General features: G+C 45.9%; 24 protein-coding genes. 3 read left to right on the forward strand and 21 right to left on the reverse strand.

The genetic code is table 11. The annotated features are described in order from the left end of the window. Positions 1-69: 69 nt before the first annotated feature. The 12 genes from MKY48_RS22530 to MKY48_RS22585 all read right to left on the reverse strand — a co-directional run bounded on the left by MKY48_RS22530 (position 70) and on the right by MKY48_RS22585 (position 11,586). Positions 70-960, reverse strand: coding sequence for a TIGR01777 family oxidoreductase (locus MKY48_RS22530; RefSeq protein WP_339290923.1), 891 nt, complete (start codon positions 958-960; stop codon positions 70-72). A gap of 191 nt (positions 961-1,151) precedes the next feature. Beyond that, a complete protein-coding gene (locus tag MKY48_RS22535; RefSeq protein WP_215163152.1) occupies positions 1,152-1,721 on the reverse strand; it encodes a methyltransferase domain-containing protein in 570 nt (189 codons plus the stop codon). A gap of 157 nt (positions 1,722-1,878) precedes the next feature. Continuing rightward, complete coding sequence (locus tag MKY48_RS22540) at positions 1,879-2,808, reverse strand: aminoglycoside phosphotransferase family protein (protein WP_339290925.1); 930 nt, start codon at positions 2,806-2,808, stop codon at positions 1,879-1,881. Beyond that, positions 2,805-3,350 (reverse strand): STM3941 family protein, encoded by a 546-nt coding sequence (locus MKY48_RS22545; protein ID WP_339290927.1) that lies wholly within the window; start codon positions 3,348-3,350, stop codon positions 2,805-2,807. Before MKY48_RS22545 ends, MKY48_RS22540 begins: the two co-directional genes overlap by 4 nt. Before the next feature lie 61 nt (positions 3,351-3,411). Continuing rightward, positions 3,412-4,299 (reverse strand): PhzF family phenazine biosynthesis protein, encoded by an 888-nt coding sequence (locus MKY48_RS22550; RefSeq protein ID WP_339290929.1) that lies wholly within the window; start codon positions 4,297-4,299, stop codon positions 3,412-3,414. Positions 4,300-4,589: 290 nt separating this feature from the next. Then, the gene (locus tag MKY48_RS22555; RefSeq protein ID WP_339290930.1) at positions 4,590-5,705 is read right to left on the reverse strand and encodes a methyltransferase domain-containing protein; all 1,116 of its coding nucleotides are present in this window, start codon (positions 5,703-5,705) and stop codon (positions 4,590-4,592) included. A gap of 327 nt (positions 5,706-6,032) precedes the next feature. Beyond that, positions 6,033-8,168, reverse strand: coding sequence for an Ig-like domain-containing protein (locus tag MKY48_RS22560; protein ID WP_339290932.1), 2,136 nt, complete (start codon positions 8,166-8,168; stop codon positions 6,033-6,035). A gap of 210 nt (positions 8,169-8,378) precedes the next feature. Next, entirely contained in the window at positions 8,379-8,963 is a 585-nt protein-coding gene (pgsA, locus tag MKY48_RS22565) for a CDP-diacylglycerol--glycerol-3-phosphate 3-phosphatidyltransferase (RefSeq protein ID WP_076325118.1), read from the reverse strand. A gap of 46 nt (positions 8,964-9,009) precedes the next feature. Next, positions 9,010-9,435: a metallothiol transferase FosB gene (fosB, locus tag MKY48_RS22570; protein WP_339266411.1), complete on the reverse strand. Its 426-nt coding sequence runs from the start codon at positions 9,433-9,435 to the stop codon at positions 9,010-9,012. Beyond that, positions 9,432-10,130 (reverse strand): HAD family hydrolase, encoded by a 699-nt coding sequence (locus MKY48_RS22575; protein ID WP_339290935.1) that lies wholly within the window; start codon positions 10,128-10,130, stop codon positions 9,432-9,434. Before MKY48_RS22575 ends, fosB begins: the two co-directional genes overlap by 4 nt. Positions 10,131-10,147: 17 nt before the next feature. Then, entirely contained in the window at positions 10,148-10,627 is a 480-nt protein-coding gene (locus MKY48_RS22580) for an 8-oxo-dGTP diphosphatase (RefSeq protein ID WP_339293543.1), read from the reverse strand. A gap of 224 nt (positions 10,628-10,851) precedes the next feature. Continuing rightward, the gene (locus MKY48_RS22585; RefSeq protein WP_339290937.1) at positions 10,852-11,586 is read right to left on the reverse strand and encodes a sigma-70 family RNA polymerase sigma factor; all 735 of its coding nucleotides are present in this window, start codon (positions 11,584-11,586) and stop codon (positions 10,852-10,854) included. Positions 11,587-11,761: 175 nt separating this feature from the next. Here MKY48_RS22585 and clpP point away from each other — a divergent pair, with 175 nt between their 5' ends. Together clpP and MKY48_RS22595 are read left to right on the forward strand one after the other, a co-directional pair. Beyond that, positions 11,762-12,343: an ATP-dependent Clp endopeptidase proteolytic subunit ClpP gene (gene clpP, locus MKY48_RS22590; RefSeq protein ID WP_036664303.1), complete on the forward strand. Its 582-nt coding sequence runs from the start codon at positions 11,762-11,764 to the stop codon at positions 12,341-12,343. Between the two features lie 70 nt (positions 12,344-12,413). Beyond that, a complete protein-coding gene (locus MKY48_RS22595; RefSeq protein WP_339290938.1) occupies positions 12,414-12,620 on the forward strand; it encodes a hypothetical protein in 207 nt (68 codons plus the stop codon). Positions 12,621-12,653: 33 nt separating this feature from the next. Here MKY48_RS22595 and MKY48_RS22600 read toward each other — a convergent pair whose 3' ends face one another. The 4 genes from MKY48_RS22600 to MKY48_RS22615 form a co-directional block, all read right to left on the reverse strand. Beyond that, positions 12,654-13,565 (reverse strand): aminoglycoside phosphotransferase family protein, encoded by a 912-nt coding sequence (locus tag MKY48_RS22600; protein ID WP_339290940.1) that lies wholly within the window; start codon positions 13,563-13,565, stop codon positions 12,654-12,656. A 30-nt stretch (positions 13,566-13,595) separates the two neighbouring features. Further along, positions 13,596-13,883, reverse strand: coding sequence for an antibiotic biosynthesis monooxygenase (locus MKY48_RS22605; protein WP_339290942.1), 288 nt, complete (start codon positions 13,881-13,883; stop codon positions 13,596-13,598). Positions 13,884-13,924: 41 nt separating this feature from the next. After that, positions 13,925-14,278 (reverse strand): DUF952 domain-containing protein, encoded by a 354-nt coding sequence (locus MKY48_RS22610; RefSeq protein WP_339290944.1) that lies wholly within the window; start codon positions 14,276-14,278, stop codon positions 13,925-13,927. 537 nt (positions 14,279-14,815) lie between these two features. Further along, positions 14,816-15,931, reverse strand: coding sequence for an IS110 family transposase (locus tag MKY48_RS22615; RefSeq protein WP_339267677.1), 1,116 nt, complete (start codon positions 15,929-15,931; stop codon positions 14,816-14,818). A 289-nt stretch (positions 15,932-16,220) separates the two neighbouring features. Between MKY48_RS22615 and MKY48_RS22620 the strand changes: the two genes are divergently transcribed. Then, positions 16,221-17,483 (forward strand): IS110 family transposase, encoded by a 1,263-nt coding sequence (locus MKY48_RS22620; RefSeq protein ID WP_098748207.1) that lies wholly within the window; start codon positions 16,221-16,223, stop codon positions 17,481-17,483. A 650-nt stretch (positions 17,484-18,133) separates the two neighbouring features. On the opposite strand, the gene MKY48_RS22625 is transcribed toward MKY48_RS22620, so the two are convergent. Genes MKY48_RS22625 through MKY48_RS22645 form a run of 5 tightly spaced genes read right to left on the reverse strand, consistent with a single transcriptional unit; the run spans position 18,134 to position 21,197 of the window. Then, complete coding sequence (locus MKY48_RS22625) at positions 18,134-18,571, reverse strand: Type 1 glutamine amidotransferase-like domain-containing protein (protein ID WP_339293544.1); 438 nt, start codon at positions 18,569-18,571, stop codon at positions 18,134-18,136. A gap of 9 nt (positions 18,572-18,580) precedes the next feature. After that, positions 18,581-18,832, reverse strand: a complete 252-nt coding sequence (locus tag MKY48_RS22630) for a hypothetical protein (protein ID WP_339290947.1) — start codon at positions 18,830-18,832, stop codon at positions 18,581-18,583. Between the two features lie 13 nt (positions 18,833-18,845). Beyond that, entirely contained in the window at positions 18,846-19,058 is a 213-nt protein-coding gene (locus tag MKY48_RS22635) for a hypothetical protein (RefSeq protein ID WP_339290949.1), read from the reverse strand. 39 nt (positions 19,059-19,097) lie between these two features. Next, positions 19,098-20,108: a phosphotransferase gene (locus MKY48_RS22640; RefSeq protein WP_339290951.1), complete on the reverse strand. Its 1,011-nt coding sequence runs from the start codon at positions 20,106-20,108 to the stop codon at positions 19,098-19,100. 3 nt (positions 20,109-20,111) lie between these two features. Beyond that, positions 20,112-21,197, reverse strand: coding sequence for a dienelactone hydrolase family protein (locus MKY48_RS22645; protein ID WP_339290953.1), 1,086 nt, complete (start codon positions 21,195-21,197; stop codon positions 20,112-20,114). Between the last annotated feature and the right edge of the window lie 160 nt (positions 21,198-21,357).

Here is a 21,357-nt window from a genome sequence, read left to right on the forward strand (position 1 = left end):
TATCCGTTCCGTTGGCATATGCAATCATTTTTTACGATGCGAAAACCACGACGCGCGGTCAGAATCCTCTTATCGCTTCAAGATGTCAGCCAGTGCTTTATTCAGCGTATCGTATGTAAAATGGAACCCTGCCTTGCAGAGTCTGTCCGGAATAACCCAGCGGCTCTTCAGCACCAGTTCCGTTTCGGTTTGAATAAGCCGGGCGCCCAGCTCAAGCAGCCATTTAGGTGACGGCAATCCCAATCTGCGATTCAATGAAAGCCGAAGTTGCTCCATCAGTTCCTTATTCGTAACCGGATAGGGAGACGCACAATTGAAAACCCCGCTCAGCTCTGCCCTCTCTTGCAAAAACAGAACAATACGATACAAATCCTCCACATGAATCCAGCTGAACTTTTGCTTGCCCGTACCTTGAACGCCACCAAGTCCGTATTTTACCAGGTTAACATAAGGAGTCATGACGCCGCCGCCCGGTCCCAGTACGATGGCAATACGCAAAGCGATTTGTCTTGTTTGAGGCAGCGAGAATGAGAAGAAAGCGCGCTCCCATTCCTTGGCAACCTCGACGGAGAAGCCCGAGCCGATTTCGCCCTGCTCCTCCGTCATCGGCTTATCTTCCGCATGGCGATAAATCGTAGCCGTACTGGAATTAAACCATGTACGCGGAGGAGTATGGCATGCCTCGATGGCACTGCCGAGTATATACGTTGTATCTATTCTTGATTTCAGTATAAGCTCCTTATTTTTCTCATCGTAACGGCAATTGACCGATTTACCTGCTAAATTAATCAGCATATCCGCCCCCTCCAGGGCAGCAACGATAGCTTCTTGATCGTTCCATGCGAGATGACCCTTCCGTCGGGATATCATAAGTACTTGTGTTTGCTGTTCATTCGTGAATTTTTTCGTAAGATAAGTTCCGATAAAGCCAGTTCCACCGGCCAAAACGATCTTTTTCATAGAATAGAATCAGCTCATTTCTCTTTGTTTTATCCACATAATAAACTTCCATGATATCTATTGTTTCTTACAATATACCATTTCCTCAATAGAGAACAAAAAAGAAAACACCTTCCTCATAGAAGATGTTCCATTCCAATTCCATATATCTCCGCCAAATTTATTAAGATGATTTCTGAAAATGATCGCACCTACTTGCCTGTCATCGAAAACAAATATGTGGAAAAATCACGGTTAATGTAATCCTTAAAATGCCTCTTGTCAGCTACGGGAAACAGATCCAGCTCCTCCGTTGTCCATATGCTTAAATGGGTCTCGAATTCGTTCCCGTATTCGGCTCCCTGGGGCCAATCCGTTCCAATCGGAATATTAAGCAAAACAAAACGGGATTTTTGGATACAGGTTTGCAGCAGGATAAGCGCCCGCTCTTTTGTAAAGTGCTCCAGAACGTCACCCAGGATGATCAGATCGAATTGTCCCGGCTGAACACCAGTTTGTATATGGTCGTATGCATCCACAACATGAATATCGTTATAGAAACTGGAATGATAGGAATCGATATTAGCCGGATAGATTTCAATCCCCTCGATGCGCGTGTTCCAATTTGCGCGAAATACGCGCCCTCCCCATACGTCCAAATATTCACGGCAGATCATACCCCAGCGACCAAAACCAACGCCGACATCAAGGACGGACTTAGGAGATACATATCGGATCAGATCCACACAGTAAGATAAATTCTGCCAGTTTGATGTTCCCATTCCCATACCTCCATTCGATCTCTCTACGCCATGATTCAAGTCGATCCCGCACTTCAACTCAACCTAGTCCAGTATATTCTTGGCCAATTATTCTGGACTCGTCAGTTAACTATTCCGTTTCACACATTTCCCCATAAAAAAAGATCCCCGTAGGGATCTATCGATTTAATAGAGACATGATTTGGTTTTTCATGAACTGATAGCTGTGGGGATCATCCTTTTTCGCATAAAAACGGAGTCCGTCCAGCGCTTTGAACAGTTGATGGCCTAACAGCCTCTCTTCAAAATAAGGAATACTTACGCCTTGCTGCTCCATCGCTTGCTGCAGCTTTTGGGGAAACTCCAGCATCGGGTACCACATATGAAGAACAGAGACATCCAGCATGAAGTCGCCAAACATGGCCATCTCCCAATCCACGATCCCCGTTACGTTCTCGTTCTCTCCCAGCATATTGCCCAAATGGAAATCTCCATGTACAAGATATCGCTCCGGAGGCGAATAACGAACCAGTTCGATCATCGTTTGGTAGATTTCTTCAAAGAACTCTTTTTCCAGAAAACTATTCTCATACAGGCTCTGCCATCCATGGTAGAAACCTTCTTGCTCCTCATCAAAAACAGACGTCAGGTAGGCCAGCCATGAACCATGAGCAGCCTTGCCTTGCGGAGTAATCCACCCGAAGCCTTCATAGGACTCTCCGATATGTATCTGACGGATCCGCATGAATTGTTGGACAATGTCGGGGATGATTCCTCGGATTTGGATCGGCTCAAGAGCACTTATCGGCGTGCCGGATACTTTATCCGAAATGGAGAAGTGAATATTCTCCACCTTCCCTATCTTGTGGATACGGGGAATGGGCAAGGATTGCGTGCCGTACATATCGTAGATTTTGAGCACTTTATGAAGGCTGTCCCCATTATCCTTAAAATGAATGACATAATCGGCATCTCCCTTGCGGTAACTGAACACCTTGCTCAGTTCCCCCATCTCGATGGGGGTGACATTCATTACCGCTTCCCCTTCAATAAACTTCAGATGACTTACCGCCATATCCAAAGTCATCTCCGGCTTAAATGTTTTCATAACATGATCTCCTCCTTCATCATCTGATCCGGGTTCGATTTGGACGCATTCCATCTTCGATATAACAAGGGGAATAATTCATATAAATTAGCGGAGATACTCGATGCAGAAATATGAATAGTAGAACCCGTCATGCCTTTGTTCATGTTCATAAGCTTCCGCTTCCAGGCAGGGTGCCGGGACATCAGATGAGCAGGATCATAAACCTCAATTCCTATGAACTTCTCATTCTTTATCTGATAGATATGAATATTTTTAATTTCGTTCCACGCGACAGCTCCAGCGCTCACATAGGAGGATTTATCGACGATCCCCTCCTTATTGATCAAGAGTGCCGGGTCTGATTGGAAAAGCTTTGTGATGGCAAACGCCAGTCCCGCGCCAAAAAACAACGCGCAGATAATTCCGACAATGGCAATAACCATGTTGTCCGACGTCACCCCGCCGTATACTAATCCACTACCTAGCAGCACAAACGCCAGAGAGCCTATTAGCATTTTTGTCACCTTGGAATAAATCTTTATCTCTTCTTGTTCCTGCATGAGTCGTACTCCTTGTTTGTATTAACTTATGTAGACGATTCTATCATTCGTTGGTCATCCATCAATAGCTAACCTGGAACTCCTTGACGAACACCGCCGTACCGGATATATAGACATCCATGGTCTCTTTCCAGCGATTCACTTGAACATGCACTCTCCCGTCTTTCCCCATTTCCTGGCCTTGTTCAATATTAAATTGAGCGGAGGATACCTCAGGGTTCAGGTAAGTCATATAATAAGCTCCCATTACCCCCGATGCAGTTCCAGTTACCGGGTCTTCAACGGTGCCAGAGTATGGCGAAGAGAAATGTCTCGCGTGCATGAACGAAGACGCATCCATCGTTTCTAGGCAAAAAGGATGCAGCGAGGCTTTAGGATTTTCTGTTAAAACGTCCGGAAACACTGCATTATCAGGCACCATACGGTCAAAATGCTCCAACCCTTTTATCGGCACCAACAATGTCCAGATCCCCGTGCTTCCATACACGATGGGCATACTTAAGTCCAAATCGTCACGTTTAAGACCTATAGATGATGCCAGGCGGTCAACATCTCCCTTATAAGTTATGAATTGAGGATGATCCTGCTTCATCTTCATGGTTAACTGGCCCTCGGCATTTTGAAATTCTATGGGCAACATGCCCACTTTGGTCTCAATCCACACGGTTTCTTTTTCCGGCAGCAGTCCCTTGGTTTTCAAGGCATACATGGATGCCATAGTGGCATGGCCGCACAAATTCATTTCATGGCCGGGAGTAAAATATCTCAGTCTGATATCTGCTTGCTCTGACTTTAAGATAAAGGTGGTTTCATTGAATCCAACGCTGCGGGCGATGGATTGCATCTCTTCCTCCGTCAGTTCATCCGCATTCAAGACCACACCAGCAGGATTTCCCTTGTTAGGCTGCACCGAGAATGCATCATAATGAAGTACGTTTATGGATTTCATATTCCTCTGATCCTTCCTCCTGCATCGTCTAGAATTTGCGATCGAAATTTGAGACGATTTTACCATTGGATTATTGTTAAATCCAGACCATTTTACGAACGGTTCTCTTCATACGATAAACTTGATTTCATCCCATCAACCGTTATCGATATGTAAGCAATCTAAAAACCGGCCGGGACGACCGGTTTTTAGATTGCTTTAGGAGGGCAAGACCATCGTCTCTTATTGATCGTTTGGCTATTGCGAACACATCCTAAGCTGAGAAGATGTCATTGCCATTCACGCTCACATTAACCTTTCGATTTCCGAAATACCCCGAGCTCTCTCGTTTTACCTGTACCTGTCGTTATACCAAGCTTCTCATAATGCTCAAAATGCGTGCTGCCCAGTAAAATTGCCTTTTCAAGCTCCGGTTGATCTCCGGATTCCCAAAACAACATTTCCTCAACGGTCTGGTTAATTTTACGTAAGAATGCATCACGAGCATTCACGTCTTTCATCATATGATAAAATACGGTTAACAACAGGCCAATATCGTATCGTTCGATCAGATTGGATGTCTCAAATCGCTCTTTCCGCAAATCAAAATAAACTCTTTCCAGATGATTCAGTCGTTGAGCCAGTTCATAATGCTCGGTCAAAGCCTCTACTCCCGTTACAATTGCCCCTTCTCTTGTAAAGTGACGGGCATAATACCCGATATTGCAGCCGATATCGATTACCTTTTTCCCAGCAACTGAAGTTGCATTCAGATATTCAAGAATCAAGTCAAGTCTCGTCGGATAGATGTCATCCCGTTCGCTTTCTAGATCCATGAACGAGGGGTGCAGAATGGGAGTATATATGAGAGTTCGTTGTTGCTGCTGAAAAACTTCCAATACAGACCCGAGCACCTCTGCGTTTTTCCATTGATCATAATCCTGCTGAGTCATGCTAACCCATACCTGTTTGACGCCATGACAATGAAGAAATGCAGTGCGATGATGACCGTCCTTAAGATTAAAGTAACCACCATTTCCGTTGTATTTAACCAATGGCGGATCCTGCTGAAAATAGGAGGTTTGTTTCTTCGAAAGGGCTCCCTTCATTATGTTATATTGAACAAAACGCTGATCTATGATCTGAGTATCAGATAGAGGAGGAACAAGGTTTCTGGAAGAAAAGATGGTATGATACCAATCCAAATACATGCTTGGAAAATCGGCCCGCTTCATAAAATAATGATACAGTTGTTTATGCGGGGAAAAGCGAATAACGGGCTTATTGGCAAAGCGTTTGTGGTGCTCATACCAACGCTCCGTAAAATAGGGAATATCCCTAGTGCCTCCTTCTGGTATGAAATCCGTAAACAACAATTCAATTGGTACTTTCGTATTCACAAGTTGATTCTCATGGTTTACAGACATTGTCTCATCCTCCATTAAGGCAACTTTACTTCGCTCGGGCGAGGAATATAAATATGTGGAACAATCCTTGTTGACGTAATCTCGGTTTTCTTAAATCCCCCGTGTACGAATATGCCTAGTGGCAGTATATTCCTCTGATTATGATGCGGACTCGTCAGTCATCTATATCCATTCACCTATTTACAAACTGAGTCCTTCATCCGGGATTCACGGTTTCAATAAGCTGATAGCGTAAGAACCTTACTTTAAACTCCTAAAGAAAAGCTATCCCGGAACAGACACAGCCCGGCTCTTCTAAAGAGCCGGGCTGCTGCTAGTCTATTGGATCTATTTGATAGAAACGGTGATGGATACGGTCTTGGAATTGTACTGCCCTTTAATGCGGGCGGTTCCCTTCGCGATCGCTTCAATACGTCCGTTTGTTACTTTGGCAACGCTGGAGTTGCTGGTTGTCCAAACGGCGGTGTCTCCAACATTTGTTTTCGCGCCGGTATCGAATTCAGCTGTAACCGTTACAGTCTTAACGTCTCCGGGCTTCAGATTCAGTTTCTTCTCGCTTACCGTCAATTTCTTCAATTTCGGAACTACGTTTACCTTAACTGTAGCCTCTTTGCCTTGGTAAGAACCCGTAATCGTAGCCGTACCTTCGGCAACCGCTTTAACAGACGTTTTGGATACCGTCACAATCGCGCTGTCCGACGAGCTCCAATTCATCTTGGAGGAGAGAGAAACTGTCTTGCCGTTGCTGTAGTAGCCTGTAACTTTAATCGATTTGGATTTCTTGATATTGAGATCGATTTTCTCGGGCTCTACAACGATTTTTACAACTTCCTGTTCAACCACTACCGGAATCTTGATGTCTTTATTCAAGTAAGTTCCTTTCAGTGTCGTCGAACCTTTGGTTAATCCCTTAAGCGTACCGTCCTTGATGACAGCTGCCGAACCCGTCAGCGACCATTCAACGGAGGAGGTCACATCGCTCTCCTTGCCATCTTCAAATACAGCATTTACTTTCGGCAGCGCAATGCTTCTGCCCATAACCAGCTGATACTCTTCTACATCCGGCAGCAGCACCAGCACTTTTTCATTGACGGTAACCGGCACCGTCGCTACCTCTCTGGAACCAATCTTACCGGTGATTGTTGCTGTACCGGCGTCAATGGCTTTGATTTTGCCGTCTTCGGTCGTTACCACTTTCTCATCGCTGGAAGTCCAGATAACCGCACTACTGAAATCCTCTTTCTCGTCGTCCAGAAGCGTTCCCGTCACTTTAGGGAAAGATTTGGATTCGCCTTTGAGCACTTCCACTTCCGTATCGGCTGCCTCAAACTTGGTCACGGTCGGATAAACCTTTACCGTGAATTCTTTGCTGATTCCCAAGTAACTCACCTTGATGTTGGAGGTTCCCGAAGCTCTAGCTGTAATCACACCTCCATTAACGGATACGGCCAGCGGGTTGGATGAGGTCCATTCCCCGGCCACGTCAATGGATTGCGAAGCCGCGTTGCGAACCTTGGCTTGTACCGTAATCGAATCATTCATAAACAGCACCGGATTCTTGACGAAATCCGTCTGATCCAGAATTAAAGCTTCATATGGATTGCGCACATACACATCCAGTTTGGCCGTTGAACCCAGATAGCTCACGCTGATCGTAGATTTACCCAACGCAACCGGCTTTAGCTTGCCATCCTCTATTGCAGCTACGGAAGAATTGGACGATTTCAGCTCGATCTTATCCGTTACATCCATACCTGCATCGGTCTCCGACTGCTTGGCGAATACTTTCAGCTCAACAGGTGCATCGCCAACTAAGAGCTCCAGATCTTCACCCGGGACGATCGCAAGCTTTTGGTAAGGTGCCGTGACTTTGACCGTAAAGGAAGCCTTACGTGCTTTGTATTCCGCAGTCACGGTTGCGCTTCCCAAACCTACAAGGGTCAGTTCGCCTTTACTTACTTTTACTACGCTGTCATCGGAAGTGGTCCACTTCGCTTCTGTTGTTACGTCGTTCGTTCCGTCAGCCAACGCTTTGACGGTTAGACCTTCCGTTCCAAGCTTATGCTCCACTTTATCCGGCTGATCCAGTTTAAACTCGTCAATGGCAAATTTGACATCAACATCAATCGTTTTGATCGCGCCTTTGAATTTTGCCGTAATTCGAGCCGTACCTTTCTCCAGTGGAATAATGAGTCCACCGTCAACCTTTACGATTCTTGTGTTGGACGAAGTCCACGTCGATTCATTGGTTACATCCTTCTTCGTAGAAGAGCCTTCAATGTTAGCCAATACTCGAAGTTGTTCCGTTGTTTCATTAACGGTTAAGTAAATTTTGCTCTCGTTCGTATCAAATTCAATCGACGTTACGTCCCCGGAGGCGGCGAATACGCTGGTTGGAAAAACCATCGCCAACATCATCACAACGACAAGAAACATCTTCGTTGTCTTTCTGTTTAAGCTCATTTATTTCTCTCCTTTGTACCTTCTGTCTCTCAGGCTTTTTTTCAGTCTATCTCTATATCGACAGTCCCGGATTAAATCGTTACCTTCTGACACCAAAATAGGCACAAAGTAGGATAATTTCCCAGCGCCAAATTCGAAAAAAATCCCGACGTGATGAAATGAACAGCTGCCCCAATTAGCTCAAGCCGGAGTGACGGTCATCTTACTCCATCAGTTCAATTTAATGAGTTTATAATTGTTCAACAGATAATGAATGCCCGAGTATATCGTCAAGGCTACTGCGGCTAGCATGAGAAATTCGTCCACTTGAATCATAGTGATGAGCTGAAACGGATAATTGTCCAGCAATACCGCTGCAATGGCTATCACCTGAAGCACCATTTTCAATTTCCCGAGACTGTCAGCGGACAATGCGATTCCCTGCTCGGATGCGACCATCCTAAGCCCTGTGATAACAAATTCCCGCGCAATGATGACAACGGCTATCCATGTCGCAACCATCCCTGATTGAACCATCATGATTAAGGCGACCGATATGAGCAGTTTATCCGCGAGCGGGTCCAGTAATTTTCCGAGATTCGTAATTTGATTGTATTTCCTCGCGATATAACCGTCCAGCTTGTCCGTAGCCGAAGCAAGAAGGAATATACCCAGCGCGATGTTGGTTCCATAAACATGAATGAATCCGAAAAAGCCGCTTTTCTCGGTCAACCATAATGGGTATTCTGCAAAAAAAAGAATAAATAATGGAATCAACAGCATTCTGGCTATCGTAATACGGTTGGCAAGGTTCATCGGCTCATCTCCTCGATCTGCAATTGGAATCGTTCGTTTCTGCTAACTATTCGGCATCGTAAAAGATCATATGCTCTTTATCCGCGCGGTAATAATCCAGCCTGTCTTCCAAGCTGCCCGTATGAAACTCGAACATATGCCCATCCGGGTCCAGGAAGTAGATCGACTTCTTGTCCTTCTCATCCCTTGACCTCCCCGGCAGAATCTCCACCTGGAGCGCTTGCAGACGAAGCAGCGTTGTTTCATAATCCTCCTCTTCCAAGGTAAAGGCAATATGCGTATACGTTCTTTTCGCGGTGCTTCTATCGACATCTTCTTCATTTAAAGCAATCCACAGTCCGTTCAGATCGAAATAAGCCAGCTTTCTCCCCTTGACCAGAAGCTTGGCCTCAAACACGTCCCTGTAAAAAGCGATGGACCGTTCCAATTCCGAAACGGAAAAACAAAGATGGTTAATGGCTTGCAGTTTCATGGCTCCCGCGACTCCATTTCTGTCGAAATTTCGATAAGATCCAGAACATGCAGCGGTTGATGGATCTTCTCGTACTCGCTCTCAATAAACGTATTGTACCAGTAAGCATGATACGGCCTTAAACCGGCGCTGCGAGCCCCTCTCAGCTCATCCGATCCGCCATCTCCGATAAACAAGGAATCCTGTGGTGTTACAGATAAGCGATCACATGCCAATTGATAGATTTCATCATTTGGCTTGGCTACCCCTACCTTATAAGAGAAGATGACGTCATCGAAGTAGGGTGCCAATTCGCTCTGCCAAAAAGAAATTACCTCTTCTTCCGAGCAATTGCTGATCAAGCCCAGCTTCAGACCCCTTTTACGCAAAAGTTCCAGCATTCTGCATATCTCATTCGATATCCTATTGAAAGGGATTTTCTTCTCGCTGACTCTCGACTGATAAAGGAACTCCACGTGTTCCTGAGGATAGAGCAAACTCCGCGAAACCAGAATGTCACGGATTACCGAATGATAGTCGGGAAAATGCCCATTCATTCTTCGCTCAAAACGGGTTCCCCACTCCTGTTTAAACTCCGCTTCCGATAGCCCGAGGCTATTCATATAATCATAGGACCTCTTAGATATCCGCTTGGCCTTTTCGAACTCCGTGATTAACGTCTCGTACAAATCGAAGAACACCGCTCTGACCGCCATGAACACAGCTCCCTTCGTTATTCAACGATACCTGCTGCCTGAGGTGTTTTCGCCGGATACCGCTTGACCGTTTCATCCAGAACCATCCCTGCCTTCTCGTCCCAAATCTCGCTTAATTCAAACGTGCCTTCTTCAAAAAATAACGGAAACCGGCGTTTAAACCAATCCTGCATGGGCAGTTTCAATGCCTCTTCCCTGTCCACCCATAATAGCTCCCCTTCAGGTGGATGCTCCAGCAACTCCCCTTCAAAGGAAGTGGCCAAATAATTAAACACCATATACCGCAGCCCTGTATTCGGCTCACACGATTCCTCGAGACCTTTATAGATGATGTCCTTTACAATCAAGCCGGTTTCTTCCCGTACCTCCCGAATGGCTCCGTTGACAATGCTTTCCGGAAAATCCACTTTGCCACCGGGCGCAATATAACCGGGAAATCCTTTGGCATCCGGTCTATTCATCAGCAGGATTTGGCTTCCGTCTTGGATCATGCACATGGTGTACAACTTCACTTCGGTCTGCAACCTAATCCCTCATTCCTAACAATTCTACTTGGTTATAGTATACAACCGGAAGCACTGGATGACGATATGATGAACGGATATCCATACCCGTTTTTTTCATGCTCAAGATTGTTAATCTGCATCAAAAAAAGGCCTGAGCAACTTCTGCTCCGGCCTTCCAAGATAAAGTGTATGATCAGCCTGCTTGAATCTTCGCTTTACGCGGCCATTCTCATATCGGACGAATATCCGCCGTACATTATATAACTTGCGCTCGGGGTTTGAACCTGCATCGGAACCATGCAACCGATGGCAGATGCTTCACTGCTATTCCATTGAATAAGTCTAACGACCGCTTCAACATCCCCGGATTGGTATGCCTCTGCCAATGCCCGAAGATTCAGGGTCATCTCCTCCTCTTCCGGCATAGCCAATGCAAGTTCCTCTTCCTCTGGATCCAGCGATTGCAGCACTTTGTGGGCACGATGAAGGGCCGCTTTCACCGCGCCCTCCGTTGTTTTCAGTTTCATTGCGGTTTCCGAAACCGAATATTCATACACTTCACGAAGCAGCAGCACTGTTCGCTGCAGGGGCGACAAGTGTTCCTGCAGCCATTGAAAAGCGAACTCGATGTTCAGTTTGCTGTCCTCGTTCGACGTTTCTTCCCTAGGCAAAACTTGTTCCAGCTTCTCATCCAGAATTCGTCTATAGGTCTGATCCCGGCGGACCCGATCAATCCATGTATTCTTGGCAATCCGAAGCAGCAGCGCTTCGGGATTGACATGGCTCCGCTGCTTCATATGCTCCAATGCCTTAATCCAAGTGTCCTGCACCAGATCATCGGAATCCCATGAGGAGTTTGTAAGGGAGAGACAATATCTGTGCAGGGTAGCATTCAATTCCTCCAGACTCAGATCAGCCGAAGGGGAGACGCTCGGTCGATATATCGTCATCGGAAGCCAACTCCTTTCCTCATCTCGGTAAGATATCTTATAGGTAAACGAACGAACTCATCATTTCGTTACTTTCGTTTTCGATTTTTATTTCGTGGTTTCTCCGTATCTTTTGCGGCTTCCTCTTCGTTTACTTGCTGAAACCAGAAAACCTAACGAATATGGAGGATGAAACATGAATATTGTTCCTTATGTTGTTGAACAAACCAACCGGGGCGAACGATCTTACGATATTTATTCCCGATTGCTGAAGGATCGGATCGTGTTTGTGGGTGCAGCCATCGATGACGCCATCGCTAACAGTATTATCGCACAGCTGTTGTTTCTGGCGGCTGAGGATCCTGAGAAGGACATCCACATGTACATCAATAGTCCGGGTGGCTCTGTTTCTGCGGGCTTTGGCATTTACGATACCATGCAGATTATCAAACCTCAAGTCAACACCATCTGCACGGGCTTCGCCGCTTCTTACGGCGCGATTCTCCTGCTGGCCGGGGCCAAAGGCAAACGTCTTGCGCTGCCGAACAGCGAGATCATGATCCATCAGCCGCTGGGTGGTGTACAGGGGCAGGCCACCGATATTGCCATTACGGCCAAACGCATCTTGAAAACCCGCGAGAAACTGGCGCACATTATATCCGAACGTACAGGTCAGTCGGTCGAGCGTGTCGAAAAAGATATGGAGCGGGATTATTTTATGTCAGCAGAAGAAGCGAAGGAATACGGGATCATTGACGATATCGTCACTAAACTATGACGCTATTCGAAATCATGTCCAACACCGCTAGCCCCGATACTTTATTTTATTCACAAGGAGTGGACTGTATATGCTGAAAAGTTTGCTGAATCAGGAAGTAAGTATTTATTTTACAGATGGAAGTTATGTGCGGAGCGGCACGCTTGAAGAAGTAGGTGAACAATTCATCCGGTATAAAGATGAATACGAGATGCTGTATGTACCGTTAACCGCCATTCGTTACGTTTCGGTGAATACCAAGGAACGAGATAAACCGAGAGTCGGATTTGCACCATGATTGGATAACAAGAACCGCATGAGCTCCTTAAGCTCATGCGGTTCTGTTTGTATCGCTGTTTATTTTGTCTAATATGAATGAGACCATTCGCTGTTTACAGGCATCGTTCTGCTCCCTCTGATGAAAGCCGATAAATTGCAGGGCATGAATAACGGAGTAGAAATCAATCAGCTCCCGCTGCTTTCGGTTCGCTCCCCACTGCCTGCATAACGCCTCCACGTAGGCCATTCCCTGATCTCCAATATCGGAGACCACCGCCGTCTGGGTGAGGGCGATCATGTACAGCGGGTCCCCGTAGCAGACCCAATCGAAATCAACGATGCCCTGAAGCTTGCCTTCGGCTACAATTACATTCTTGATTGTAAGATCATCAAGGAAACAGACAGGCTCTACTTGGTCGAAATAAGGCGTGTAACGCTGCTTCATCGTTTGTAATTGGACGATAGTCTCCGGAGTAACATCATCGATAATGTTATCTATGTGATTGCGGATATCACGATCAATGATCTGTGTCCAGGATGAAAAAGGCCCCTGCTCCCCGATCGGAACCCAACCGAATCCGGTGCCCCGGGGAAGCTCTGACACTGTGCGTTGGTATGAAATGATCAGTTCGGCAAGTTCGGCCATTTGTTCATGCGTCATTCCCTCAAGCTCATATCGGAGGTCCCGTCCTGGAAAGTGCTCCAGTATCATATAAGCAAAGGGAACCTGTTCCAAGGATACATCCGTTCGGATCACGTTCGGTACCGGCAAACCTAATGAAGAGAGAATCGCAATATTGTCCGCTGTATGCTTCAGGACGCCGGGCTTGTGATTGGTTCTGAGAATGATTTGTTCGTCTGATAATGTCACACGATATACCTGATTGGTATGACCAAACGACATGAATTCGATCTTTAGCGGCGGACTGCCGTAAACCTCCTTTATAAGATCTTCCAGGCTCATCTCCAACACCTGCCTTAACGGCTGCTTTATTTATACATCTTCAAAATGTTCAACGACGGGGAATGGATCGTAAAAGTGGTGCAGCAATTCCTTCCATTCCTGATATTCGGCCGATCCCCTAAACCCTATCGTGTGATCCTCCAGAGTCTCCCATTTCACCAATAGAACGTATTTGTGCGGATCCTCGAGACACCGCTTCAACTCATGCTGAATATATCCCTTCATCTTGGAAATGATCCCTGAGGCGACTTGGAAATTCCGTTCAAAATCTGCCGTTAGTCCTGGTCTCACCTGCAGCATGGCCACTTCGAGTATCATTGTTTTCCCTCCTTGGTATCTCAGCTAATATTCATAACACTTTATCCTCTATATTCAAGCTCGGTAGAAGCCTGAAACGTGAATAACCCTTCTTCATCCGGCTCAAGACGATACACCTTCTGGACGGCATTCAGGTTCAGCCCTCCATATATATGCGGGTACAACTGGTTCATCTCATATAAGTCCTCATATACAATCTCCGCATCCACCTGATCTTCTTGAATAACCAGCACCAATAGATCCGTCCTACCTGTATAGAACATATTGGCTACCCCGCTGACTTGCTCCTCTGTGGAGCAGTGGATAAATCCATCCGTCTGTAAGCTCGGCGGCTCGTACAATCTATTCTCTAGTGCTACCCTCCAGGCTTCCTTAGAAATCATATGATAGATCATGCCCTACGTTCCCCCAGTCGCTTATTTTTCGTATATCTTGACACACTTGAAATAAAAAAACCATTCTTTTCTTATTGTTTTCATAAAGGCATCCTTCTCATTAGCGAGATCTGGCGGAATGCCCCTTTTTCCTGTTAGGAGACGCTCCGTGTACGAATCGTTCCTCCCATCGCTGATATGAACGAGACCTGTCAAATAGCAGTTTGTAACTCCCTTGTTTTCCCAATCCCCTTTATACAAGAGAGGGTGTAAAAACTGAACTAGAAGGCAAAAGCTATCAACGGTGAGCAGTCTGATATCCGCGGGTTTTGTATACCGCATGTTTTCTCTCCGTCTGCAGAGAGTGCACCACGAACTGTTGTCGTGCGTCGTTTCCTTTGGAGGGATGGCACATAGCGATGGACGTGGATTCTCTCTTACGGCTTTTCCCTTTGCCTTCTAACTCAGTTTTTCATCTTCCACCTGTTTTTTTGGGGAACGGGATCACCTTGAATCAACCATTCTCACAATACGACTAGATTCCAATAGGAATGGTGATCACCTATTTATCCTTTTCTCTTCAAGTTCTCGGGCAATCGACCAAATAAATCCACTTAGTTCACGCGCCACGGCCACAACTGCTTTGCCACTAGGCTTACCCTTTGACAGCATTTTCGTGTATTTTCGATGTAGTCGATGCTGTGCCTTCCAGGATATGGCCTGAATTTCAGGAGATTTTCCTTGTTGACGTTTCTTTAACTCTCCTTGTAGCGCAGGTTTATAGCGGTAACTCCAAGCGGATTCGACCAATAAACGACGAAGGTGGGTATTCCCCGATTTCGTAATGTTTCCCTGCCATCGGCTTTGGCCACTTGAGTATTCCCTCGGCACCAAACCTGTGTACCCCATGAAAGCCTTCGCATTACCAAACCGGGTAAATGAACACACTTCCGCTACGATTCCTGTTGCTGTCGTTTCAGCTACTCCACGTAAGGTTTGAAGGGCTTGTATTAAGGGGGCGTGGTGCCCTTCCGTGGCTTCTTCGTGAATGGCTGCTTCCAAACGCTTCAGACGTTCTTCATTTTCATCCATCTGATGCAGCATTTCCTGCAGAACCAAACGTTGAGAAGCGGACTCGAATGGAATACGTCCTAACCATAACCGGTATTTAGCCGTCCAACGGCGAAGTGGCTCTTTAGGTGCAATCTGATGACGAAGGAGAAACTTCCCGATCCGCTGCCGGATTCGAGCTCGATCTTCCTTAACATCTTCACGCATTCGTACCAAATCACGAAGCGCTTCTTCCTCTGGAGTAGGTACATGCACACGTGTTAATTCACCTGCTCGAAGTAATTGTGCCAGACGCATCGAATCCCTACGATCCGTTTTTACCCGTTCTCCTGGACGACTAGGCATAAGTGATGGGGCGATAACAATGCAGTCATATCCATGTGCAGTTAGCAAACGAACTAAAGGATATCCTGTTGGACCTGCCTCGTAACAAACGCTTAATTCATTGGGTTGGCCTAACTTCCTCAATACTTTCAAGATGTGATACTCGGTATGAGGAATCGTGCCCAAATACCGAGCGCCTTCTCTTCCTGGATCAGCTACAGATACAGCAATATTTTCCTTCGACACGTCTAAGCCTACGTATTTTATGGTATCCTTCATAGTACAGACTCTCCTTTGCAATTTAGCTCTGATTTTGGTTTTGGTTTAGCTTCTACTACACCATTATTCCCAAAATTAACCTAAGATGTTGCAATTACGGGGAGTCTGTCTCGTTCATGATAACTGTTGCCCCCACATTTCTTGGATTGGTTCTGAGCAAGGACGAAATGTGGGGGCATAGCATTCCTGTATGCTCTTAAATTTCGGCTTTGAAATTGAACGAGCACCTCCTTATGATGAAAGGTGTCCACTACGACAACCACAACATCATAAGGAAGGTGCTCTTATTATGAAGTTTAAACAATCAGTTAAACAAAATCAACGAATTGAACGTATAACCAACCATCATCTCATCATTGGCATCGACATTGCAAAATTTAAACATGTCGCACGTGCGACAGACTATCGTGGCATTGAACGAGGTTCCTACCTTGTGTTCTCTAACGATCTCGAAGGATATGAAAAGTTATATCAGTGGATGCAAGCTCTAATGCTTCAGTTTAACAAGACCGATGTCATCTTCGGCGTTGAGCCAACCGGTCACTACTGGTTCAACCTAGCGTTCTGGCTTAAAGAGAGGCTGCTCGAGCTCGTTCTCGTTAACCCGTTTCAAGTGAAGCGTAACAAAGAAAACCGGGACAACTCTCCAACTAAAAACGATGTCAAAGATGCCTTGGTCATTGCCGACATGGTGAAGAATGGATACTATTCTGAAACTCATATTCACGCCGAGCCGTATCGGGCGCTTAGGCAGCTTGTGGGCACCAGAGACTTTGTGACCAAGCAAGTCTCCAGTGTCGTCAACCAGATGTATCGGTGGACTGACATGTACTTCCCTGAGTTTCAGCAGGTATTTAAGGACATCACCTCGAAGACGGCACTCGCAACGTTGGCCGAATTTGCGCATCCATCCGATCTTCGCCACTTAACGGTTGAAGACGTTATCGCCGGGTGGAGAAAACGACTGAAGCGCGCAGGCAGCCGTAAGGTATCCGCTGCCCTCATCCATGCGGCGCAACGGACAGCTGCCATTCCGAATTGTGTAGAGGAAGCAAAACTTAGTATATCGTTACTGCTGCAACAACTGCAGATGTATAACGACCAATTGAATCAACTGGAAGAAAAGATGAGTCAACTCCTTCGAAGCATTCCCACAGCAAAGCTCCTTCGTACCATTAAAGGCATGAATGATATTACGCTGGCTACGTTATACAGTGAAGCGGGTGATTTGGGCGGCTTTACTCATGGTAACCAAGTCCTTCGGTTAGCTGGCTTACATCTGTCCGAAAACAGCTCAGGTACCTACAAGGGCGAAGTGAAAATCACGAAGCGAGGGCGACCTGGACTGCGAAAACTTCTTTTCATGACGGTCTTTCATATGGTTTCCATTAATCCAGAATTTCGGGCGCTGCATCAGTACAACAAACAAGTGAAGAACATGAAAGGTATGAAGTCGATCATGAAGCTGTGCGGGAAGCTTGCTCGTATGCTTGTAGCTATGGCGAAGAAGCATTCCGTTTACGACATCAACAAAGTAACGGTCGCCGCTTAATAACCGACCACTTGCCTACTGGCTCATTCGCAGGATTCACAAGAAGCATGAAGAACCGATACGCTCGCCTAAAGGGCTCAGACCCGTGGACAAAGCAGTAACGGACTCCATCTCCTTGATAGGTGTAACGAAGGAATGAAAGGGCATAGACCCGTTGAGACATGGGAGGGCAAACCTCAAGGACGAAGATGGAGCATGCGAATAAAGGAAAACTATGGGAATTTCGCACTTCCCCTTATTTCGTTATGCCCACATTCGCCATACGGTCCCCCCTTTTGTCGCCTTCGTTGTCACATTTGTTTTCATAACGAATGAAATCCTGCGAATTAGCGAGCTAGCGCAAGAAAATTGAATCATAAGGAGGGAGGCAACCGCTCTCGCTTGTCCGGAACCGTCTCGTCCTCTCCGCTACGTTGTGCGAAAACATACGTTAGACATACGAAAAGAAACCGTTTCTTGATTTCTGATTGAGGACTGACGAAAGTGAGTCTAGAGGTCAAATGGCTTTCGTTTGCCCATAATCTTCGTCAAGCAAGCAGCAACGGACCGAAGAGCAAGAAATAGCGGTGCAAGGATAACATCCTGAGCACCGCTATTTCCTCATTTGACACATTTTTTAATCTGACGAATCGTCAGCCAAGTGAGTAAACCTACTTATGGGACTGCCCCTTCACAATCGTATATTGATCCGGGTCAAAATCCTCGAAGATTACTTCATGGACGGATTCGCCCAAAGCATACGCCAGCTGCCCATTGATAAAAACGGCACATGCCTGCTCATCAATGCCGATCCCACGCTTCACCTTCTTAGTTCTCATACCCTCCAGCAGATTGGACTGGTCGCTCCACTCCGTATAGTGAACGCTGATCAATACATTCGAAAGTAACCCTACCCCTTGCTTAAACAGCATTACACTCTGTTCATTATCCAGCGGCGATATGAGGCAGATCTCCGGAAGAATCAAGGCACCTGCCGAATTCCCCGCAATGGGAACACCGTTCTCATAACAGTTGATCAGCAGATCTTTAAAACGACCGGTCGCGTAATAGTGATGGTATTTCTCCGTGTTGCCCCCGCCAATAAATATCCCCGTGGCCTATGACAACACCTGTTCGGCCTGTTCCATGTCCAGGATCCCATCCTCATCAGGAACGATCACCTGCATATCCTGGGCACCTGATTCTGTCCACATCTGCTGAAACAGGGGAACATACTCCTCCCAGCCCGGTCTGTTCATGATGCATAAAACGATTCTAGCGTTGGAACCGCCCGCTTGCTCTACAAAATGTCTATTTGTCTCTGTTTGAAAGGAATGTCCTCCAAGCAAATATAGATATCGATCCCTCAAGATAACGCCCCCCTTATTTCTTCTTTTTCGGACCTCGTTTGTAAACATAGAACAGCAGCACGGATATAAAATAAATCGGAAGCAGGATAATGCCAATCACAGCGCTCAACAGGACGATGGGGAGCTGACCCCGGTCTGCCATAACATCGTAATTCACATACCCGTACACAATCCAAACCACCCATACCAATGTAACGGCATATCCTATTTTATAAGGTAATCTCACAGCATTGTTCACATCCTAGAAGTTGTTTGCGTTAAACATTCATAGACATTTCGAATACAACAATTCAGTTAACTCATGTTGGTTCCGTTCCATCCATTCTCTTCTGATCAGAAGTTGCTTCAACATCAGGTGAAAATAAGAGGCGATGTTCCTTCCGGCCAAATGCTGTCCGATATAGATGCTTAATAATGAAACATAATATAACTGCATGAGATAGGGAATCCACTGGATCTCTACATGAGTTAACCTCATATATTTGCGATATTCATCTAAAAACAACTCGACCTTCGTCAAGGTCAGGTCCTCATGATGAAGAAGATGGTTCAGACAGATGGATAGTTCCCATATCCGTAAATCCATGGCCGCAAAATCAAAATCCAAAACACCGCTCATCTCCCTGGACTGGGGATCGATCAAGAGATTAAAAACTAAAATATCATGATGGACCATTTGCTTAGGCAGTACATTCAGTTCAGATGCATGGTTCAACCCAGATTCATAGTATCCTTGCAATACAGCTATCTGTTCGGCATCAATCTCGAAAGGAGGACATGCCAAAAACTCATTGATTTTCGTCTGATTGGATAGAGAATGGAGGTTGTAAACATCATGGAACGCAATCTCAGGACACACCACATCAACGGAATTCGATTCGAATTGCTGAAGAGCAAATGATATTTCCCCAACTGTCCGTCCATAACTAAGCACATCGGACATGCAGGATAGATCAGGGACCTCTCCTTGGATAAACCGTGTCAGGGAGCCCAGGGAACCGTTCGACAGAACCACGTACTTCGCATCATCCTTACTGGGGACGAAACATGGAACATCAAACGATAAGGAACAATGCTCCAGATAAGCTGTTAGTCCAATCTCAAACTGCAACCTCTCTTCATTCTTCGTATGACGATTGTATATTCTTGCAACATATTTTTTTTGGTTCATTACGACAATTCGGGAGTCATTCGTCATTCCGAAAGGCACGGTCTCGACCGAATGCACAGGGCCTTGAAAATAATGCTTCAACAGTTCCTGAAATAAGTGTTCCAATGTTTACACCTCTTTTCTGTTCAGCGCGTTCCCCCTATGATCAATCTTATAAACCCCATCCTGATTCATGGTCTCACTCAGCAATAACCCCTGATATTCGTGTACCTCATTCGACACATACTCACGAAGGAATGATGTCACGTATCGACTAATGGTCCTTTGAACTTGCGATACTTCACCCTCTTTAAACAGTAGGGGAACATCACTGAAGGTCATGTGATTGGCGCCCACTACCTTTAAACAGGACATATACCCAGACAAATAATAATACAACCCTTCATACCCATCGACAAATGGATTCAAGATCGCTTCTGAAAATTGGGGTTGGAGTTCCTTATGGGTACATTTTTCTTGCCGCATCACCAAAAACGGAGTTGCGATATCACCTCTATCCTGCAGATGGAGAAGATGAAAGCTGGGATCCAGCAAAATCGCTGCCCTGAAATCCGCTTTTCTCTTCACGGCTTCAAATACAGCTGCCCCGCCCAAGGAATGTCCAACCAGACCGATCCGTTCCATGTCCATCAATGGGGATGAAAAACAAGACTCTAGCTCTTGCAAATGAGCGGCCGCATACAAAATATCCTCCACTCTTGCCTGCAACAGCTCGTCCCACAGAACAGTATCAGTACTTTCGATGGATGACATCTTTTCCGCTTGTCTGATAAAGCGACCATCAGGATAAATAGAAAACATGGATTCGTCAGTCGCTCCAATCGTTACCACGATAAATCCCTGCTTGACTAAATTTTCGATTTGAAACATGTACATATCTCTTACAATCCCAAAGGCAGGAACATAGAGAATAACCGGGCGTTTCTCAGCTGTATACATGGGCTCGGCTTGATTCACCACCGGAATCCCTATCGATTTAATATGCTCCTCATCCGCACCCATCTCTTTGAGACTAGCGAGTGCCATTTCAGCACAGGGATCAAACAATCGAGCGTACGATGAGACCGTGGGACTCTCTGCATTAGTCTCTGCCGGATAAAATAGACTAATTATGATACTCCTACCCATATCGCTAGAGTCAAAATCCCCCCTTGAGCGATCGTAAAACACATGTACAAACCTTCCTATGTTCATTCACTTCACTCCAGAATAAGGCAGTTATTAACGTTGCGAATATTATCAAGGCCAGAAGGAACATATGATTCATCTGTGCTACTTACATAAGTGGATCTAAGGCCGACCCGGATTAACCTCCGGCAGCTGGCAATCCCATGAATAAATTGATAAAGAGTCA

The sequence above is a fragment of the Paenibacillus sp. FSL W8-0187 genome (assembly GCF_037969755.1).
Classification (GTDB): Bacteria; Bacillota; Bacilli; order Paenibacillales; family Paenibacillaceae; genus Paenibacillus_AQ.

Excerpts from the sequence above, each read along its gene's own strand:
- MKY48_RS22535 (WP_215163152.1), bottom strand. The coding sequence starts at position 1,721 with ATGGGAACATCAAACTGGCAGAATTTATCTTACTGTGTGGATCTGATC.
- MKY48_RS22645 (WP_339290953.1), bottom strand. The coding sequence starts at position 21,197 with ATGAACATAGGAAGGTTTGTACATGTGTTTTACGATCGCTCAAGGGGG.
- MKY48_RS22555 (WP_339290930.1), bottom strand. The coding sequence starts at position 5,705 with ATGTCTGTAAACCATGAGAATCAACTTGTGAATACGAAAGTACCAATT.
- MKY48_RS22610 (WP_339290944.1), bottom strand. The coding sequence starts at position 14,278 with ATGATCTATCATATGATTTCTAAGGAAGCCTGGAGGGTAGCACTAGAG.
- MKY48_RS22600 (WP_339290940.1), bottom strand. The coding sequence starts at position 13,565 with ATGAGCCTGGAAGATCTTATAAAGGAGGTTTACGGCAGTCCGCCGCTA.
- MKY48_RS22605 (WP_339290942.1), bottom strand. The coding sequence starts at position 13,883 with ATGATACTCGAAGTGGCCATGCTGCAGGTGAGACCAGGACTAACGGCA.
- MKY48_RS22550 (WP_339290929.1), bottom strand. The coding sequence starts at position 4,299 with ATGAAATCCATAAACGTACTTCATTATGATGCATTCTCGGTGCAGCCT.
- fosB (WP_339266411.1), bottom strand. The coding sequence starts at position 9,435 with ATGAAACTGCAAGCCATTAACCATCTTTGTTTTTCCGTTTCGGAATTG.
- MKY48_RS22585 (WP_339290937.1), bottom strand. The coding sequence starts at position 11,586 with ATGACGATATATCGACCGAGCGTCTCCCCTTCGGCTGATCTGAGTCTG.
- MKY48_RS22575 (WP_339290935.1), bottom strand. The coding sequence starts at position 10,130 with ATGGCGGTCAGAGCGGTGTTCTTCGATTTGTACGAGACGTTAATCACG.
- MKY48_RS22530 (WP_339290923.1), bottom strand. The coding sequence starts at position 960 with ATGAAAAAGATCGTTTTGGCCGGTGGAACTGGCTTTATCGGAACTTAT.
- MKY48_RS22545 (WP_339290927.1), bottom strand. The coding sequence starts at position 3,350 with ATGCAGGAACAAGAAGAGATAAAGATTTATTCCAAGGTGACAAAAATG.
- pgsA (WP_076325118.1), bottom strand. The coding sequence starts at position 8,963 with ATGAACCTTGCCAACCGTATTACGATAGCCAGAATGCTGTTGATTCCA.
- MKY48_RS22615 (WP_339267677.1), bottom strand. The coding sequence starts at position 15,931 with ATGAAGGATACCATAAAATACGTAGGCTTAGACGTGTCGAAGGAAAAT.
- MKY48_RS22560 (WP_339290932.1), bottom strand. The coding sequence starts at position 8,168 with ATGAGCTTAAACAGAAAGACAACGAAGATGTTTCTTGTCGTTGTGATG.
- MKY48_RS22595 (WP_339290938.1), top strand. The coding sequence starts at position 12,414 with ATGCTGAAAAGTTTGCTGAATCAGGAAGTAAGTATTTATTTTACAGAT.
- MKY48_RS22580 (WP_339293543.1), bottom strand. The coding sequence starts at position 10,627 with ATGTGCATGATCCAAGACGGAAGCCAAATCCTGCTGATGAATAGACCG.
- clpP (WP_036664303.1), top strand. The coding sequence starts at position 11,762 with ATGAATATTGTTCCTTATGTTGTTGAACAAACCAACCGGGGCGAACGA.
- MKY48_RS22620 (WP_098748207.1), top strand. The coding sequence starts at position 16,221 with ATGAAGTTTAAACAATCAGTTAAACAAAATCAACGAATTGAACGTATA.
- MKY48_RS22540 (WP_339290925.1), bottom strand. The coding sequence starts at position 2,808 with ATGAAAACATTTAAGCCGGAGATGACTTTGGATATGGCGGTAAGTCAT.